This window comes from Paraburkholderia sp. Ac-20336, from assembly GCF_017105025.1.
Classification (GTDB): domain Bacteria; phylum Pseudomonadota; class Gammaproteobacteria; order Burkholderiales; family Burkholderiaceae; genus Paraburkholderia.
In genome coordinates, this window is the sequence record NZ_JAAGPS010000051.1 from 1 (window position 1) to 16,967 (window position 16,967).

A 16,967-nucleotide genomic window follows, 5' to 3' on the forward strand; every position below is an offset into this window, starting at 1 on the left:
CCGCCCATGCCTGCGCCGCCGCGCGTTCGTGCGGCGGCCAGCGGCGCGCATCGGCGCCGTAGGCTTCGACGATCTGATGAAATCTTTCGGGTGTCATGACTTGTCCTTGCCAAGGCCACTGCCGCCGGCCAGTTGAGTGCGCAGATTGCGGCGCGCGCGGGCCAGCAGACTTTCCAGCGCATCGACGCTGACGCCCATCAGGGCGGCCGCGTCGAGGTTCGACATTTCCTGGTAGTAGGTCAGCACGAGTGCCTCGCGCTGGCGTGCCGGCAACGCGGCAAGCGCCGCGCGAACCCGCTCGCTCTCGGCTCGCGCCTCGAGCCGAGCCTCGGGCGGCGCGGCGGGATCGGCCATGTCGGGCAGTTCGTCGTTCGGGTCTTCGCGCCGGCCGCGCAGACGGTCGTAGCAGAGATTGAGCGCGACGCGATGCATCCATGTGTCGAATTTCGCTTCGCCCTCGCGCCAGCGCGCCGCCTGCTTCCAGATTCGCACGAACACCTCCTGCGCGACATCCTCCGCTTCCATGCGATCGCCGAGCATGCGCGTGGCGAGCGCAAGCAGCCGCGGCAGCTTGCGCGCGACGAGCGAGCGAACCGCGCCGGGCTCCTCGCGGCCGATCTGGGCGATCAGCTCGGCGTCGGGATCGGGTGGGGCTTCGCTCAAGGCGCGGCGCTCCAGCGCGACATGACGCGGGTTGGCACGGACCGTCTCACTGCATGAAGATCGTTCACTCGCCGCCGCTCCTTCGCTCGTTGCGCCGCGCCTTGTACTGCGCCTGGTACCACGCCTTGTACCGCTTCATGCGCCGCGTGCTGTTCCGTCAACCCGGTCAATATACGACGATCCCCGGCCGGTAATAAGCCGGCCGCGCCGGGTACACCACACAGCCGGCGAGCGAGACCGCCAGCACAATCATCACGAGTATTTTCATGGCAAACCTGCCTCAGTGACTGAATAAGGCTTCGCGTCGACAAACGCGCAGCACGTTATGGGAAGCGGTGACACAGCCGCAAGACTCAAGTCCAATGCTCAGGCCCAATGCCCCTCGACCCAGCGCCAGTTCGGACCACGCTGCACCCAATGCCCGGGCACCCAGTGATAGCCGACGCGAACCGGCCGCCAGTACCCCGGCGCCCACACGTAACGGCCGTACCGCCAGTGCCAGTGGCCCTGATCCCATACATAGCCCGCCCGCGGCGCGGGAACGACTTCGACGCGCGGTGGCGGCGGCGCCATCGGCGCGATGATGATTTCGGCGCTGGCGGGCGCGGCCGTCAGCGTGGCGGCACAGCACAACGCGGCGGCGAGCGTGGAGCCCAGTAGGCGGGCGATGCGATTCGAGGTCATGTCGGTTTCTCCCCAAAGGACCAGAAAGAGCCGGAGCCTGAAAACGGCGCCGTTTCTGCTTGAACGCGGTGGCGGGAGAAATCCGTCGCCCGATTCGCGGGAAATGGCCGGTACGGTATCCTTGCCGCTTCAGCGACTCTTTCCCTACACTGCCCGATGGCCGATTTCCCCTTCGATGCCGTGCTCTTCGATTGCGACGGCGTGCTCGTCGACTCCGAACCCATCACGAACCGCGTGCTCACCGAGATGCTCGGCGAGCTTGGCTGGCACCTGAGCGTCGAAGAGACGATGCGCATTTTCGTCGGCAAGGCCGTCAAGGACGAAGCCCCGCTGATCGAGGCACGCACCGGCTTCGCGATCACCACCGACTGGCTCATGCAGTTCCGCGCGCGGCGCAACGCGGCACTCGACGACGAATTACAGGCGATCGCCGGCGCGGGCGCGGTGGTGCGTTCGCTACACGAAACGCTCGATGGACGCATTGCGGTCGCCTCGGGTGCGGACCGCGTCAAGGTCGAGTTGCAGCTCGCAAAGGCCGGCATGCTCGACTGCTTCGAAGGGCGCATCTTCAGCGGTCACGAGATGCCGCGCAGCAAGCCGTTTCCCGACGTGTATCTCGCGGCGGCCGCGGCGCTCGGCGTGGACCCGCAACGCTGCGCGGTGATCGAGGATACGGTGACGGGTGCGACTGCCGGAGTCGCGGCGGGTGCGACGGTGTTTGGTTACTGCCCGTCGCACCTGGCGCATAGCAGCGCAACCGCGTTGCATGGCGCGGGGGTCGTGCGGGTGTTCACGGATATGGCCGAGTTGCTCGGATTGCTGGCGGAGTGGGTCCGCGGGTGATCGGCTGGTTTGGTGGTTTGCTGATATGTCGAGGTGTTGGCGGTTCGACTCATGACGAGTCTCATCCCTGACGACCTATCGCGCTACGACGAACCCGACCGCGCCGACGCGCAAACCGTACGCGGCGGCAACGCATGCTTCAAACGCGCAGAGCCCAACTGGTGTCACAACGAGCCGCCGCCGATGCGCGTCCCGCCGCACGGGAACCCCTGCCCGCCAGGACATCCCGGCTGCGGGCCGGTCCGTACGCCGATTTGCTACCCACAGCCGGGGCACACCGTGCCATTGTGAGCGCCACTGCGAACACCGCGCGTAGTACTGGCGCGCGCAGCAACGCAATCGCTGCGGCCCGTCTCGCGTGAACCGGCCGCCGCGTGCGCTTCACACGCTTATTCGAAGGCCGGATCGATCGGCACACGATAGCCGACCGCGAGCCGATTGGTTTCGTTGGCCATGCCGACGATCGCGAGCAGTTCGCCGAACATCTCGTCGGTCATGCCTGCGCGACGCGCTGCCGCCGTGTGACTCGCGACGCAGTAGCCACAGTTATTGGTCACACTGACCGCGACGTACAACAGCTCCTTGACGAGCGGATCAAGCGTGCCGGGCGCCATGACCTCCTTCAGACTGTCCCACGTGCGCGCGAGCGTCGGCGGATGTTGAGCGATGTACTTCCAGAAGTTGTTCACGTCGTCGACCTGGCGCATCTGCTTGATGTCGTCGTAGACGGCTTTGACTTCAGGCGATGCGTCGGTGTAGTCGACCGGGTTGGACTGGGACATGCATTCTCCGGGAGATAGAGCGGGGGGCTGAGTAATGGATAAGCGTGCAGATTTTCTTTATCAGTATATCCATAACCCTGCCCTTCCTGATATGCCACGCTCACTTCATGAAGAAAGCATCAACGGCGTTTGCCTGCCGTGAAACTTCAGGCACGTCTACTGCCCGAAATCATTCACGCGTTTCGAAGCGCATGCGCACCGATTCCAATGGCACTGGCAGACGCGGCGAGCGTGGCTTGCGCCTCGGCAGTTCGACAAAGTTGGTTGGGCCGGCATCAAGCCTTTGCCACACGCCCGTAAGTATCTTCAAACCGTACGATATCGTCCTCGCCAAGATAAGCGCCCGACTGCACCTCGATCAGTTCGAGCGGAATCTTGCCGGGGTTCATCAGCCGGTGCGTGACGCCGAGCGGGATGTAGGTCGACTGGTTCTCGGTCAGGATGATTTCCTTGTCGCCATTCGTGACGAGCGCAGTACCCTTGACGACGATCCAATGTTCCGCGCGATGATGATGCATCTGCAGACTCAGTTGCGCCCCCGGGCTGACAATAATGCGCTTGACCTGGAAACGATCGCCGTTGTCGATGCCCTCATAGGAACCCCATGGCCGCACCACCCGGCGATGCGTGACCGACTCGTGGCGCCCCATCTCGTTCAGTTGCGCGACGATCTTCTTCACCTCCTGCGCCTTGTCGCGATGCGCCACCAGCACGGCATCCGCGGTCTCGACGATGACGATGTTCTCCAGACCGATCGCGGCCACCAGCCGATGCTCGGCGCGAATATACGAATTGCTCACTGAATCTGTCAGCACGTCGCCGATCAGTGCGTTGTTCTGCGCGTCAAGCGCGGCGATATCGGCCAGCGCGGTCCACGAACCGATATCGTTCCAGCCGAGGTCGGCAACCGCGACCACGGCCGCGCGGTCGGTCTTCTCCATCACGGCGTGGTCGACGGAAATATTCGGGCATGCCGCAAACGCGCCGGCATCCAGCCGCACGAAATCGCTATCCTGCTGCGCGGCCTGCAGCGAAAGCTCAGCCTGCCGCGCGATGTCGGGTTCATAGCGCCGCAGTTCTTCCAGATACGTGGACGCCTTCAGCATGAACATGCCGCTGTTCCAGTAATAGCGGCCATCGTCGATAAAACGCTGCGCGGTGGCAGCGTCGGGCTTTTCGACGAACGAGTCGACCGCGAACACCGCTGCGTCGTCGATCAGCGGCGCGCCGGCGCGAATGTAGCCATAGCCGGTATGCGGCTCGGTTGGCGTAATACCGAACGTAACGAGACGTCCGTCTTTCGCGATATGCGCCGCGGCTTCCGCCGCCTTGACGAAGGCCGCCTCACCGGCGATCACATGATCGGACGGTAGCACGAGCAGCAACGCGTCCGGCCCGTCACGCAGCGCGAGCAGCGCCGCGGCGGCAATCGCCGGCGCGGTATTGCGGCTCACGGGTTCGAGCACGATTGCCGACGAGGTCACGTCGACCTGACGCAATTGTTCGGCCACGAGAAAGCGTTGCTCGTTGTTCGTGACGACGATAGGCGTGACGATATCGGCAATGCCGCCCAATCGCAGTGCGGTTTGCTGAACCAGCGTATGCTCCCCGGTCAGCTTCAGATACTGCTTCGGATATCCCCCACGCGACATCGGCCACAGCCGCGTGCCGCTGCCGCCGCAAAGAATCACTGGATGGATATGCATGATTTCATTCCTTGTATGTTTTCGTGAATCGACTGCATCGTAACGTCCGTGTCTGCCTCGCACGGGACCCTCATCAATCCTTGCCGGCCCACTCCAGCCGAACCGATTCCAGCTCACGTGGCAGGCGCTGCGAAACCGGAGCACGGCGCGGCAACTCGACAAAGCCGAGGCGCCGGTATAAATCGTAGGCGCGCGTATTGCTGACCAGCACGTCGAGCACGATCTGCCGCCGGCTTTCGCTGCTCGCGGCGCCACGTCCTTGCGCGGCCGTCGCCTCCGTGCGCATGGCATCGGCAAATAGCGCGCTGAACACCCCCGTACCACGCATCGGCTCGAACGTCGCGCAATGCGCGATCAGCGTTTGCGACGACTTCGGCGCCGGCAACTCGCTTTCCAGAACGAGCCCGCGCAACAGCATCCGGAGCGTGCGGCGCACGCCGAAAAACCGCAGCAGCATCAGTGCGGCATGCGGATCGTCGAGCCACGTGCCACGCCCATCATGCAGCGCCAGCACCGCGAGCGGCCGATCGTCCGAATGTACGGCCACACGATGACGCCGATGCGAAAAGCGTCCGGATTTCGACGCGAACGCAAAGGCCAGAAATGCGACGCACGTATCGGCCGGTTCGCCGAGAAAGAAGCTGAATTCGCGCACACCCGACGCGAAAATCAACGGCGCGCACGCTTTCGCGTCTTCCGCGCGCGCGGAGCGAAAGCGCAGCGAGACCGGTTCGTTGTCGCAAGGAAATGCACTCGCGCTTGCGGGTTCTACGGCGTACATGGTGAGATAAGTGTTGTTGTGGTGGCGTCAGCGAGGCAGACGTTTAAGTGCCGCAATGGTCCGGCTGATCTGCTCCGGCTCGTGCGTCGAGCAGATGAAAAATCGCAGACGCGCAGCTTTTTCCTCGACCGCCGGATAGAAAATCGGCTGCACGTTGATGCCGTCCGCGAACATCGCGTTGGCCCATTGCGCGGCTTTCAGCGTGCTGCCGGTAATGATCGGAATAACCGCATATCCCGCGCTCTTGCCGGTATCGAATCCCGCAGCGCGCGCTTCGTCGAGAAACTGCTGCCCGCGTGCGCGCAGTCGCGTCACCCGCTCGGGTTCCGCGGCCATGTATTCGAGTGCCGCGAGTGCCGCCGCCGCCAACGCGGGAGCGAGACCCACGCTGTACAGAAAGCCCGGCGCGAGATGCCGCAGGATGTCGATCAATGCCTGCGAACCGGCGATGAACCCGCCGCAGCCGGCCAGCGTCTTGCTCAGCGTGCCCATCCAGATGTCGACGTCGCCGCTTGCGACATCGCAATGCTCGCGCACGCCTTTGCCCCGCTCGCCCAGCACGCCGAGCGAATGCGCTTCATCGACCATCAGAAACGCCGCATGCCGGCGCTTGATATCGACGAACTGCGCGAGCTCGGGGATATCGCCATCCATGCTGTAGAGGCCCTCGATCGCGATCAGGACGCGCCTGTAATCGTGCCGCACGCGCGCGAGCAGCGCATCGAGCGCTTGCCAGTCGTTGTGCGGAAAGCTCAGTCGTTTCGCGCCGCTCAACTGCGCGCCCTGCACGATGCTGTTGTGCGCGAGAGAATCGTGCACGATCAGATCGCCCGGGCCGAACAGCGAGCCGATCACCGTCACGTTGGTTGCATGACCGCTGACGAACACGACACAGTCGTCGACCTCGTAAAACGTCGCGAGCGCGGCTTCCAGCTCGCGCTGCACCGGGCGCTCTCCCGCCACCATGCGACTTGCCGATGCCGACGTGCCATAGCGGTCGATCGCCTCTTTCGCGCGCTCGCAGACGCGCGGATCGCCGGCCATTCCGAGGTAGTTATAGTTCGCGTAGTTCAGATACTCGACCCCGCCGATCCGCGTCGTCGCCCCCGCCACGCCTTCGTGCACGCGGAAGAAAGGCGACTGCACCCGCAGCGTGTCGCCCATCTGGCGCAATATTTCGACCTGCTGATAACCAGGCATGCTTTCGAAGCGGCACAGTTCGGCGCGCGCGGCATCCCGCGCTGCGCCGGCACCTGCGGCCGGGAGCGGCACGCCCGGCGTATCCGCTTCTTTGGACACGCGTTCCAGTTGCCGCTTCAATGCCTTCGCGGCGAGTTGCTGACGAAGGTGATCGCCCAGTCCCATAGTGTTTCGCTCATCCCGTGTGCGAGCCCGTTCAGCTCGCGAATTCGGCCCATTCCCACGCATCGCAATCGGCGAGCAGCGCGGCAACGAGCCGGTAGTTCATTTCATGGCTTGGCCGCAGCGCGCGTACGCGGCCGAGCAACGGCGCACCGGCCATTGCCATGTCACCGACCAGATCGAGTACCCGGTGCCGGACGAATTCGTCGGGTACGCGCATGCCGCCCAGCACGCGATTGCCAACGATCGCCGCGGTACAGGACAACCGCGCGCCGCGCAGAATCGGCATGCCGCGCACGTAACCGGCGAGAATCGCGGGAATCGCCCATTTGACGCGCCCATACGAACGCGACGGCGCAATCTCGCCGGCAAAACTCGCCGGCGTTAGCGCGCCATCCCAGCGCAATTCGCCAAAGCCTTTCAGGTCATTGCGCACGGTCATTTCATAGGCGGACGCGGGTTCGACCGACAGGCTGCGTTCGTCGCGCGTGCCCGCGTCGTCCACGATTTCGACGGGACGCAGTACGCGAATGAAACGCTTCGCCTCAGGCAACTCGACGCGTCCGCACGCGCGAATGGCGTCGAGCCAGGGTTGCGCGCTGCCGTCGAGAATCGGCACTTCCTCGGCGTCCAGCTCGACCGTCGCGCGATCGATTTCACACGCCAGCAACGACGCGAGCAGGTGCTCGACCGTGCGCACGCGCACGCCCCCGGCCGACTCCAGCATCGTGCACAGCGGCTGAGCGCGCCGCCATGCCGGGCTCACTGCGAATTCGGCGAGCACCTTGCCCTGCTGCACGCGTCGAAACACGATGCTTCGTGGACTGTTCGACGTGCCAGGCAAAACGCGCACGTTCACGCGGCGGCCGGTGTGCAGCCCATGACCACTCAGCACGAGCTCGCGCGCGAGCGTTCCCTCCCGGTGGCTCCAGCCTGCGGGCGCGTGCATCAGAGCAGCTCCGGCACGGCGCTCTGCGCCGATAACGCATCGGCAACGTCGGCCAGCGCATGCGTGCCAACGTCGAGCGCATGCTGCGCGGCAACCGCCGCAACTTGCCCGGCCATCTGCGCCGCGCCGCTTCCCGGCTCGGCGGTCTCGCCGTGCGTCTGGATCGATTCGACGATCCGTTGCGCGAGCGAATGCACGGTCGCGCCTTCGGCCATCGTCATGATCGACAGCTTGACCTCGAAGCGCTCCTCGACCGCCATCCCGAGCTCCATGCCCATCAACGAATCCATGCCCATGTCGAGAATCGAGCGACCGGTTTCGATTTTTTCCGGCGACATGTGCAGGATTCGCGCAATCTGCGCCTGCAGCGTTTCCTCGACCAGACGCAACGCATCGGCGAGCGGCATACCCGCGATCTGTTCACGCATCTGCACGCTGCCCTGACGCGCCGGTTCATGGCTGCCGCGCGCGTGCAGTTCGGCATAGCGATGCGCACGCGCCGCCGGCATGCCCAGCGCGAGCGCCTGCCAGTCGAGCCGCACCACGGCCTCGCCCGCGGTCATGCCGACCAGCGCGCGTTCGAGTGCCGCGAGCGCTTCAGCCGACGTGATCGACACGCCGCCAATACGCGCCTGCAATGCTTCACGCGTCCCCGCATTGCGCGCGAGGAAACCGACGTCGTCGAGCGGCCCCCACGCCATGCAGGTCCCCGGCAAACCGGCTGCGCGACGCTGCGCGACCAGCGCTTCGAGGAAGCTGTTCGCCGCCACGTAACTCGATTGTCCCGGATTGCCGAGGAAGGTCGTCGCCGACGAATAGAGCACGAAGCAATCGAGTTTCATGCCGAGCGTCGCGCGATGCAGATTCCACGCGCCGGCAACCTTCGGCGCGAGCACCGCGGTAAAACGCTCATCGTCGAGATTGCGCACGAGACCATCGTCGATGACCATCGCCGAGTGCAGCACGCCTTTGAGCGGCGTGCCGCGTTGCGCGATATCCGCGAGCAACGCGTCGAGCGCGCCCGCGTCGGTGACATCGCACGCCACCGTGCTCACTTCTGCGCCGGTCTGCGCCTGCCAGCTCGCGACTTCGCCGGCGAGTTCCGGCGCAAGGACGCCGGAGCGGCTTGCCAGCGTGAGATGACGCGCACCGCGCGACAGCATCCAGCGCGCCGTGGCGAAACCGAGCCCGCCCGTGCCGCCGACGATCAGATACGCGGCGGCCGGATCGAGTTGCAACGCGAGCGCCTCTTCGATGGGCCGCGCGGGGCTCGGCGTACCAGCCGGATACGTGACGAGAATCTTGCCGATCTGCCGCGCCTGCTGCATGTGGCGGAAGGCCTCTTCAACGCGCTCGGCCGCAAATGCGCGATAGGGCAGCGGATGCAGCGTGCCGTCCGCGAACAGCCGCATCACGTCGTCGAACAGACGCGCGGTGAGTTCCGGCAGCGCACTCATCAACTGGTCGGCATCGATGCCGAAATAGCTGATGTTGTTGCGGAACGGCCTGAGCCCGATGCGGCTGTTTTCATAGAAATCACGCTTGCCGAGTTCAAGGAAACGGCCAAACGGACGCAGCGTGTCGATACTGCGCACCATCGCTTCCCCGGCCAGCGAATTGAGCACGATGTCGACGCCCGCGCCTTGCGTGCGCTCGTGGATTTCGTCGGCAAACGCGAGGCTGCGCGAGTCGAGCACGTGGTCCGCGCCGAGCAGACGCACGAACTCACGCTTCTCGCGGCTGCCCGCCGTGGCAAACACCTCCGCGCCCAGATGCTTCGCGAGCTGTATCGCCGCGATCCCCACGCCGCCCGCGGCCCCATGCACGAGCACCCGCTCGCCACGCCGCAAACGCGCCAGCTCGCACAAGGCGTAGTACGCGGTGAAGAATGTGGTCGGCACCGTCGCCGCCTCTTCGAACGTGAGACGCACAGGCTTGTGCGCGATCGCCTCCGCTTTCGTGTACACACGGCTCGCGAACGACGCGGGTGCAAAGCCGAGCACGGCATCGCCCGCCGCGAAGTTCTGCACGCGAGCGCCAACCCGCGTGACACGCCCGGACAGTTCCATGCCGATCGTCGCGCCCGCGAAGCCGTTTTCGACCGCTTCGTCCGAGAGCAGACCCATCGCGTACATCACGTCGCGGAAATTCAGACCCGTTGCGACCGGCTCGATTTCCACTTCATCCGCCGCGAGTTCGCGAGGCGGCAGCGCGAACCATTCGAGATTGCGCAACGAACCCGGCGACGCGAAACCCAGCACCGCCGCTTCGTTGCGCGCGCGCAGCGGTTCGGCTGCCGTGCCGCGCAACGCCGCGTTCGCCGCCGGCAACATCCGCGTCACGTAACGGCCATGCGCCGTCAGCAGCACTTCTTCCTCGCCGTCGGACATCAGCAATTCGCGCGCAAGCAGAGCGGCTGCGTCGCCCTTCGCCGGGGATACGTCGATCAGGCGGCACGCCAGTTCGGGATGTTCGTTGGCCAGCACGCGGCCGAGCCCCCACAGCGCGGCCTGCTCGGGACGCAACGCTGCGGCATCGGTGAATGGCGCCGCGACGGGCGCACCGCCGCGCGTGATGATCCAGAGTTGCGGCCGGATCACGTCCGACACCGCGGCCAGATCGCGCACGAGCCGAGCGAGCGCAAGCGTGGTCTGCTGCTGCGCGCGCATGACTTCGGCGCCGTCGGCCGCGGCGGACAACGGCTCGTCCGGCGCGATGAACACGACGTGACACGCGGCACCCATCGGCGTCGCCAGTTTGCTGATATCGTGATGCACCGCTTGCAGCGTGGCGCTCGACGCGGTGTGACCGGCCGCTTGCAGCGCCGCGGCCAAGGTATCGGCGACGGCGTTCGGCGTTGCGCACAGCAGCGACCAATGCGTGGGCAATGGGCGGACCTGGCTCGCCTCGACCGCATCCGCAACCGCCAGCGGCGCGCGCGCGACCAGCAGTGTGGGCGCGCCCTCGAGATCGAGCCCGAGCTCCGCATATCGCGCGACCTGTTCGAAGCCCGCGTCCTTGAATAGCTGCGTCAGCGCCTGCGGCGACAGCCATGCCGCGCGCCGCGCGTGAGCGAGCGCGGCGTGCGCGTCGAGGTCGAAGACGATATCGGCGAAACGGCTGTTGCGCGGCTCCGCGACGATGACCAGGGCGCCCGGAGCCAGCCAGCCGCGCAACGCGGCCAGCAACACACGCGGCTCGCTCTGCTCGGCCAGCACATGGCTTGCCACGACGACGTCGTAGCGTTCGCTTGCGTCCACGCCCGAAAGCTGCGGTATCGCGCCGAACTCGACGGTTGCGATACGCAGCGACGGATGCTCGCCGGCATCGAAGCCGCTCAACTGCTCACGCGTACCCGCGATCGTATAGTCGCAACGCGAAGCGGGCATGTGCACCGCAAGCGGTTGCAACACGTCGCTCAGCGGCGAATCGAGTTCGAGCACACGCAGGCGGCGCGGCTCGCTCCAGCCTTCGATCAGCCGATGCAGGCATGCGCCGGTCAGCGCGTTTACATGCGCCCATGTCGGCGACGCCTCGAAGAAATGCTCGACGAGGCTGCTGCGCGCGGACGGCAGAATCTGCGCCCCGCTCACCTCGCCGCGTAACACCGCGGACAACGCCGCACCGCAGTGTGCGAGCAGCGTCAGCTCCGCGACGTGCGTGGGCGACTGCGCCAGCATGTCCCGCCACAACTCGTCGATGCCGGGCAGGTTCGCGCAGGCCTCGTCGTCGCGTACGAGACGCGTGCCGTCGTATCGCGCGAGCCCGTCTTCGACGGCGATCTGCGCGAGTCGGGCCAGCAATACGGGGTTCGCGCAGTCGGGCAGCGCCGGCTGTTCGAACACGTTCAACGCATCGAGTGCGCGCAATGCGTACGCGCCCGCGAGCACGTCGAGCAACGGCAGCATCTCCGTCAAATGCAGGTGTCGGCGCGCTTCGTCCTCTCGCTCGGCGAGAGCCGTGGTCGCGTCCGCGAGCAATGCGGCCGGCCTGGGCAAGGTGTGCGCGTCGACATCGCCGGCGAGCGGTTTGGCTTCGACGATATACGTGTAGTGTCCGGGCGCCTGCTGACGCCGGCCCATCAAATCGACGCGGCGGAACCGGCACGCACTCAGACGCGCGACGATCACGCCTTGCGCATCGGCCAATTCGAACGACGCGACGACCGAATGCGGACTGCGCCGCTCGATGCGCGCAAGCACGTAGTGGACAGCATCGCCGCGCAGATAGTCGATGCGGCCCATTTGCACCGGAACATAGGCCGCCTGCCCGGCCTCGCCCTGCTCCGAGGCGAGCAGTGCGAATAGTGGATGAAACCCGCTGTCCATCAGCGCCGGATGCAGCGCATACGCATTGGCGGCCTCGGCAGATTGTGCGAGCACGGCCGGCATTTCCACTTCGGCGAGTGCGATAGCGGCGTTCGCATCGACATGCACCGCGCGCACCCAGCGGAACGCGGGTCCATAGCTCAGGCCGATCGCGGCGGTGTTCGCATACAACGCGTCACCGGACATTGCCGGCCGCGCCAGCAGATCGATCATCGCGGTGCAAGGCAAAGTGTGCGCCGTGCCATTTCCATCACGCCCGCTACCCGCGCCCAGCGCGCAACCGCTGGCGAGCAGACGCCCCGTGACGTTCAGTGACCACGCCTCGTCGGACATGCGATCGCGCGTTTCGATCGTGAAGCCCGCAGTGCGCACGTCGACGGTGAAGCGAAACAGCTTCGCATGCTGCGGCTGAAATACGACCGGCAGACGGATTTCAATATTTTCGACCGCACAGCTCGTCGTGCCGAAATGCACGCGCGCGGCAGCCAGCGCCATCTCCACGTAGCCCGCGCCGGGAAACGCCGCGCCGCCGTCGACCACGTGATCGGCAAGCATCGGCAGGCTCGCGGGATCGAGCTGGTTTTCCCATGCGAGCGCATGTTCACGCAGACGATAACCGAGCAGCGGATGTTCGCGGCGCCGGTTGACGAGGTTATAAGCCTCGGCGGTCGGGCCAAGCCAATGGCGCTCGTGCTGCCAGGGATAGGACGGCAGACGCACACGTTTGCCTGATGGAGCGAAACAGTCGACGCTTACGTGTACGCCGTTTGCGACCATGGCGTAGATCGCGTTATGCAGCATCTTTGCGTCGTCGTGCTGGCGCTTGAGCGTCGGCAGCGAGCGACCGGCGATGCGCGCCTCGTCGAGCGTTTGCGTCACGTAAGTGCGCAGAATCGAATGCGGGCCGATTTCGAGGAACAGGCGCACACCCTTTTCGGCAATTCGCGCGATAGCCTCGCCGAAACGCACCGGCTCGCGGATATTGCGCCACCAGTAACGCGCGTCCAGCTCGCTACCCGCGAGCTCGCCCCCCGTCACCGTCGAGACGAAGCTGCGCGTGGCGGCATTCGGCGCGAGGTCCGCAAGGCCCGTGAGCACGTCCGATTCGATCGGGTCCATCTGTCGGCTGTGGAACGCGTAGTCGAGATCGAGCATCTGGAAGAAACGGCCGCCCGCTTTCACCGCGGCGTCGAGCGTTTGCAGCGCATCGAGCGGGCCGGCAAGCGTCACCGCCTGCGGGCTATTGACGCCGGCGATTTCCACCGTCGTGTCCAGCCCCGCCTGCTCGATCAGCGTACGCATCGCCGCTTCGCCGAGACCCGCGGCCGCCATTCTGCCGGCGCCACGCGTGCTCGCCTGCGCGCGACTGCGAATCCGGATCACGTGCACGGCCTGCTCCAGCGTTAACGCCCCCGCCGCCCACGCCGCCGCGACTTCGCCGACGCTATGGCCGACGCACACGTCATACACCACACCGCGCGCGTCGAGCACGCGCACCACGCCGACCTGAATCGCGAACAGCAGCGGCTGCGCATGCTCGGTGGCGGCAAGACATTCGACGCCCACACCTTCGCGCAACACGTCGAGCAACGAAGGGCTGCCGTCAGCGCGCCAGAGTGCGTCGAGTTCCTTGAGCGCGGCGGCGAATACGGGCTCCTGGTCGAGCAACTGCTTGCCCATGCCGGCCCACTGCGAACCGTTGCCGGAAAACACGAGCGCGAGGCGGCCGTCGTCGCCAGGTGCTTCACCGCGCACGAGCACCGCTTCCGTGTGCTCCGATGCCGCCTCGGTCAGCGCGGCGAGCGCCGCCCGAGCTTCAGCGTCTGTCGACGGCGCGACGATCGCGCGGTGCTTGAGCCATTGACGCCGGTGCGCGGCGTTGGCTGCCAGCAGATTCCACGGCGTGCCGTTATCGAGCGCGCTCAGATAGCGAGCTGCGAGTTGCGGCAACGCGGCCGCGGCGCGCGTCGACAGAATGAGCGGCAGCGGCGTTCCGCCGGCTTCGTCGGCTTCCGCTTTGATTGCAGCCGCGGGGGGCGCGGCAGGCGCTTCGCGCAGCACGACATGCGCGTTCGTGCCGCCGAAACCGAACGAGTTGACGCCGACCACGAGCGGCTCGGCGGCCCCATCGGGCGATTCGAGCGACGTCAAACGATCGACCACGCGCAACCGGCCGCCGACGAAATCGATCGCCGGATTGGGGGTTTCGAAATGCAGCGTTTTCGGCACCGCGCGATGTTTCAGGCACAGGATCGCCTTGATCAAACCCGCCATGCCCGAAGCGGTTTCAAGGTGCCCGACATTGGTTTTCACGGAACCGATCAGCAGCGGCCGATCGGCCGGCCGCCCCGCCGACGCGACCTCCATCAACGCACGCGCCTCGATCGGATCGCCGACCGCGGTGCCGGTGCCGTGCGCCTCGACATAAGCGAGCGAACGCGGATCGACGCCGGCGCGCTGGTAGACCATGCGCAGCAGCGCCGCCTGGGTCGCCGCGCCCGGCACGCTGATGCCGCCCTGCGAATAGCCATCCGAGTTCACGCCCGTACCGGCAATCACCGCGTGGATCGTATCGCCGTCGGCCAGGGCGCGCTCCAGCGTCTTCAGCATGACGAGCGCGCCGCCTTCCGAGCGGACATAACCGTCGCCCGTGGCGTCGAACGCGCGGCAGCGGCCACGCGGCGACAGCATCGAGGCCTTCGAGAACGTCACGAAACCGAACGGATGCAGCAGCAGATTGACACCGCCCGCGAGCGCCACGTCGGCGTCGCCCGCCTGCAGCGCCTGACACGCCTGGTGCAGCGCGACCAGCGACGACGAGCAGGCGGTGTCGACCGACACGCTCGGCCCGCGCAGATCGAACAGATACGACAGACGGTTCGACGCGATGCTGAGCGTGTTGCCCGTTGCCGAATAAGGATCAATTGCGTTCAGATCGTCGACGAAACGGTTGCCGTAGTCCGGACTCGCGACGCCGACATACACCGCGCAGTTGCTGCCTTCCATCTCGCGCGGACGCACGCCCGCATCCTCGAAGGTTTCCCAGGCGAGTTCGAGCAGCAGACGTTGCTGCGGGTCCATCTGCTGCGCTTCACGCGGTGAAATACCGAAGAACGACGCATCGAAACCGGCGACGTCGTCGAGTACGCCGGCGGAAAACGTATAGCTCTTGCCCGCCTCGCGCTTCGACGGATGCCGGTAAAACTCCGTGCCGAAACGGTCGGCCGGCACTTGCGTGACCGCGTCTTTTTCATCGCGCAGCAATGCCCAGAAATCTTCCGGACTTTGTACATGGCCTGGGAAGCGGCAGGCCATCCCCACAATCGCAATCTGTTTCTTCATCGTTCTTCTGTCGTGTGCAGGCTACGCGCTGGTGTCTCGCCCGGTATCGCCGGCGCAAGCGCCTTGACGAGCGCGACACCGAGTTGCCCCGCGCTCAGATCTTCCCGGGTCGCCGACGCATCGCCGTAGTTGCGCCAGATAAAGTAGTCGCTGCAAGCCGGCTCCTTGCCGAGCGCCGCATAGACATGCGAAAGCGCCGGCACGTGATCGCCGTAAAAACACAGCACCGTCTCGCGGCGCCGCGCGCGCAGCGCGGCGAGCAGGCGGCCCAGCATCGCGTCGGCGTTGGCGAGGTGGCGCAGATAAGCGGTCAGATCGCGCCACTGCGCAGCGTCGCCAAGCGAGTGAAAGGCCGTGCTTTCGCCCGCCTGCACTGTTTCCAGATGCAGCGGGCCGTGGTTTTCCATCGTCATCGAAAAGATGAACGCGGGGTCGGCACGTGTTTCGTCGAGTGCGTCGATGATCGCGCCGGCAACCGCCATGTCGGCAACATAAGGGCCCGCGCGCGGCGCGTCGGCGAATGCCTCGATGTCGACGAACCGGTCGATCTGAAGATGCCTGAACGCCCGCGCGCGGCCGAAGAAATCCGCGTAATACGGGTGAATCGCCAGGGTTTGGTAGCCGCCACGCTTGAACCATGACGCAAGCGACATGCTCGCGCGCCGCACGAACGCATACGGATAGAAGCGCGCGTAGCCGAGCCGGTCCTGATCGGCGCCCGTCAGCACCGCGAATTCCGTGCGCATCGTATTCGCGCCCCACGCGGGCACCGTGAGTTCACCGTGCTGCACCGACTCGCGACGCGCCGTATCGAAGTTGCGCAGGATCGATGGATCGATGGCCAGGGACAGACGCCGCGCGTCGAAAAAGGACTCGCTCTGGATCAGGATGACGTCGGGCGCCGTCATCGGCATGCCCTTGGCGAACGGGCCTGCGGCGAGCGCGGCGCGCAATTGTCGTGCGGTGGCCGGCCTCATGCCGTTCAGCAGATACGCGATTAAAACCGCGAAAAATCCGTGGCGTCGCTGATCGTCGGCGGCATGCAGCGTAAGCGGCAAACGCGCGGCGCACGCGTAAGCGGCGGACAGACACGCGCCGGCGGCAAGCAGCAGCGCGCCCGTGGGCCGATGCGGCAGTGGTGCGTCCGCCAGAAACGCCGCGACCACCACGACGGCGCCGAGCACGATTGCCGCAACGGTACCGGCGCTCAGAAACGGCAGATAAAGACGCGGATGAGCGAAAAGCTGGCTGAAAAGGCTCAGATCGGTAAACACGAAAGGTTCGCGCAGCGACGTGTATTTCGCGTTGCTGACGCCCGCCAGCAGCGCCACCAAGGCGATCGCAACGAAGGCTGCAAAGCGCACGCGCCCGGTAAGCAGCACGAGACATGTACAGATGAATCCGATCGCCGCGACGTGCAGCGCGAACGCGAGCGGCAAGCGGCGCAACGACGCGCGCGGCTTCGCAAGCGCTTCAGGCAGAAGCGCGACGCCGGCCGCGGCAGCGAAGTCGAGCGCGAGCATCGCG

10 protein-coding genes and 1 pseudogene are annotated in these 16,967 nt (G+C 65.9%); 2 read left to right on the forward strand and 9 right to left on the reverse strand.

Annotated elements, in window-relative coordinates; genetic code table 11:
• Positions 1–93: 93 nt before the first annotated feature.
• Positions 94–687, reverse strand: a pseudogene (locus GXB81_RS16270) (RNA polymerase sigma factor); the annotation flags it as partial.
• A gap of 29 nt (positions 688–716) precedes the next feature.
• Between GXB81_RS16270 and GXB81_RS16275 the strand changes: the two are divergent.
• Positions 717–857, forward strand: a complete 141-nt coding sequence (locus GXB81_RS16275; RefSeq protein ID WP_167049384.1) for a hypothetical protein — start codon at positions 717–719, stop codon at positions 855–857.
• Between the two features lie 172 nt (positions 858–1,029).
• Here the strand turns inward: GXB81_RS16275 and GXB81_RS16280 are convergent, their stop codons facing one another.
• Positions 1,030–1,347 carry a YXWGXW repeat-containing protein gene (locus tag GXB81_RS16280; RefSeq protein ID WP_167049412.1) on the reverse strand — a complete coding sequence of 106 codons (318 nt, stop codon included), beginning with the start codon at positions 1,345–1,347 and terminating at the stop codon, positions 1,030–1,032.
• 156 nt (positions 1,348–1,503) lie between these two features.
• Here GXB81_RS16280 and GXB81_RS16285 point away from each other — a divergent pair, with 156 nt between their 5' ends.
• Positions 1,504–2,190 (forward strand): HAD family phosphatase, encoded by a 687-nt coding sequence (locus GXB81_RS16285; protein ID WP_205989768.1) that lies wholly within the window; start codon positions 1,504–1,506, stop codon positions 2,188–2,190.
• 389 nt (positions 2,191–2,579) lie between these two features.
• Here the strand turns inward: GXB81_RS16285 and GXB81_RS16290 are convergent, their stop codons facing one another.
• From GXB81_RS16290 to GXB81_RS16320, 7 genes are all read right to left on the reverse strand, one after another.
• On the reverse strand, positions 2,580–2,972 hold the full coding sequence (locus GXB81_RS16290) for a carboxymuconolactone decarboxylase family protein (protein ID WP_167049416.1): 393 nt from the start codon (positions 2,970–2,972) through the stop codon (positions 2,580–2,582).
• Between the two features lie 275 nt (positions 2,973–3,247).
• Positions 3,248–4,678, reverse strand: a complete 1,431-nt coding sequence (locus GXB81_RS16295; RefSeq protein ID WP_167049418.1) for a mannose-1-phosphate guanylyltransferase/mannose-6-phosphate isomerase — start codon at positions 4,676–4,678, stop codon at positions 3,248–3,250.
• A 73-nt stretch (positions 4,679–4,751) separates the two neighbouring features.
• Positions 4,752–5,459 (reverse strand): N-acetyltransferase, encoded by a 708-nt coding sequence (locus tag GXB81_RS16300; protein ID WP_167284979.1) that lies wholly within the window; start codon positions 5,457–5,459, stop codon positions 4,752–4,754.
• 27 nt (positions 5,460–5,486) lie between these two features.
• Positions 5,487–6,824 carry an aminotransferase class I/II-fold pyridoxal phosphate-dependent enzyme gene (locus GXB81_RS16305; RefSeq protein WP_167284980.1) on the reverse strand — a complete coding sequence of 446 codons (1,338 nt, stop codon included), beginning with the start codon at positions 6,822–6,824 and terminating at the stop codon, positions 5,487–5,489.
• Between the two features lie 31 nt (positions 6,825–6,855).
• Positions 6,856–7,770 (reverse strand): UDP-3-O-acyl N-acetylglycosamine deacetylase, encoded by a 915-nt coding sequence (locus GXB81_RS16310; RefSeq protein ID WP_167049422.1) that lies wholly within the window; start codon positions 7,768–7,770, stop codon positions 6,856–6,858.
• On the reverse strand, positions 7,770–15,440 hold the full coding sequence (locus tag GXB81_RS16315; protein ID WP_205989769.1) for a type I polyketide synthase: 7,671 nt from the start codon (positions 15,438–15,440) through the stop codon (positions 7,770–7,772). Before GXB81_RS16315 ends, GXB81_RS16310 begins: the two co-directional genes overlap by 1 nt.
• Positions 15,437–16,963: an LTA synthase family protein gene (locus GXB81_RS16320; RefSeq protein WP_205299375.1), complete on the reverse strand. Its 1,527-nt coding sequence runs from the start codon at positions 16,961–16,963 to the stop codon at positions 15,437–15,439. Before GXB81_RS16320 ends, GXB81_RS16315 begins: the two co-directional genes overlap by 4 nt.
• Between the last annotated feature and the right edge of the window lie 4 nt (positions 16,964–16,967).

Bases quoted from the DNA above. Each gene is read 5' to 3' on its own strand.
- GXB81_RS16285 (WP_205989768.1), top strand. From the start codon at position 1,504: ATGGCCGATTTCCCCTTCGATGCCGTGCTCTTCGATTGCGACGGCGTG.
- GXB81_RS16290 (WP_167049416.1), bottom strand. From the start codon at position 2,972: ATGTCCCAGTCCAACCCGGTCGACTACACCGACGCATCGCCTGAAGTC.
- GXB81_RS16300 (WP_167284979.1), bottom strand. From the start codon at position 5,459: ATGTACGCCGTAGAACCCGCAAGCGCGAGTGCATTTCCTTGCGACAAC.
- GXB81_RS16320 (WP_205299375.1), bottom strand. From the start codon at position 16,963: ATGCTCGCGCTCGACTTCGCTGCCGCGGCCGGCGTCGCGCTTCTGCCT.
- GXB81_RS16280 (WP_167049412.1), bottom strand. From the start codon at position 1,347: ATGACCTCGAATCGCATCGCCCGCCTACTGGGCTCCACGCTCGCCGCC.
- GXB81_RS16310 (WP_167049422.1), bottom strand. From the start codon at position 7,770: ATGCACGCGCCCGCAGGCTGGAGCCACCGGGAGGGAACGCTCGCGCGC.
- GXB81_RS16275 (WP_167049384.1), top strand. From the start codon at position 717: ATGAAGATCGTTCACTCGCCGCCGCTCCTTCGCTCGTTGCGCCGCGCC.
- GXB81_RS16305 (WP_167284980.1), bottom strand. From the start codon at position 6,824: ATGGGACTGGGCGATCACCTTCGTCAGCAACTCGCCGCGAAGGCATTG.
- GXB81_RS16295 (WP_167049418.1), bottom strand. From the start codon at position 4,678: ATGCATATCCATCCAGTGATTCTTTGCGGCGGCAGCGGCACGCGGCTG.
- GXB81_RS16315 (WP_205989769.1), bottom strand. From the start codon at position 15,440: ATGAAGAAACAGATTGCGATTGTGGGGATGGCCTGCCGCTTCCCAGGC.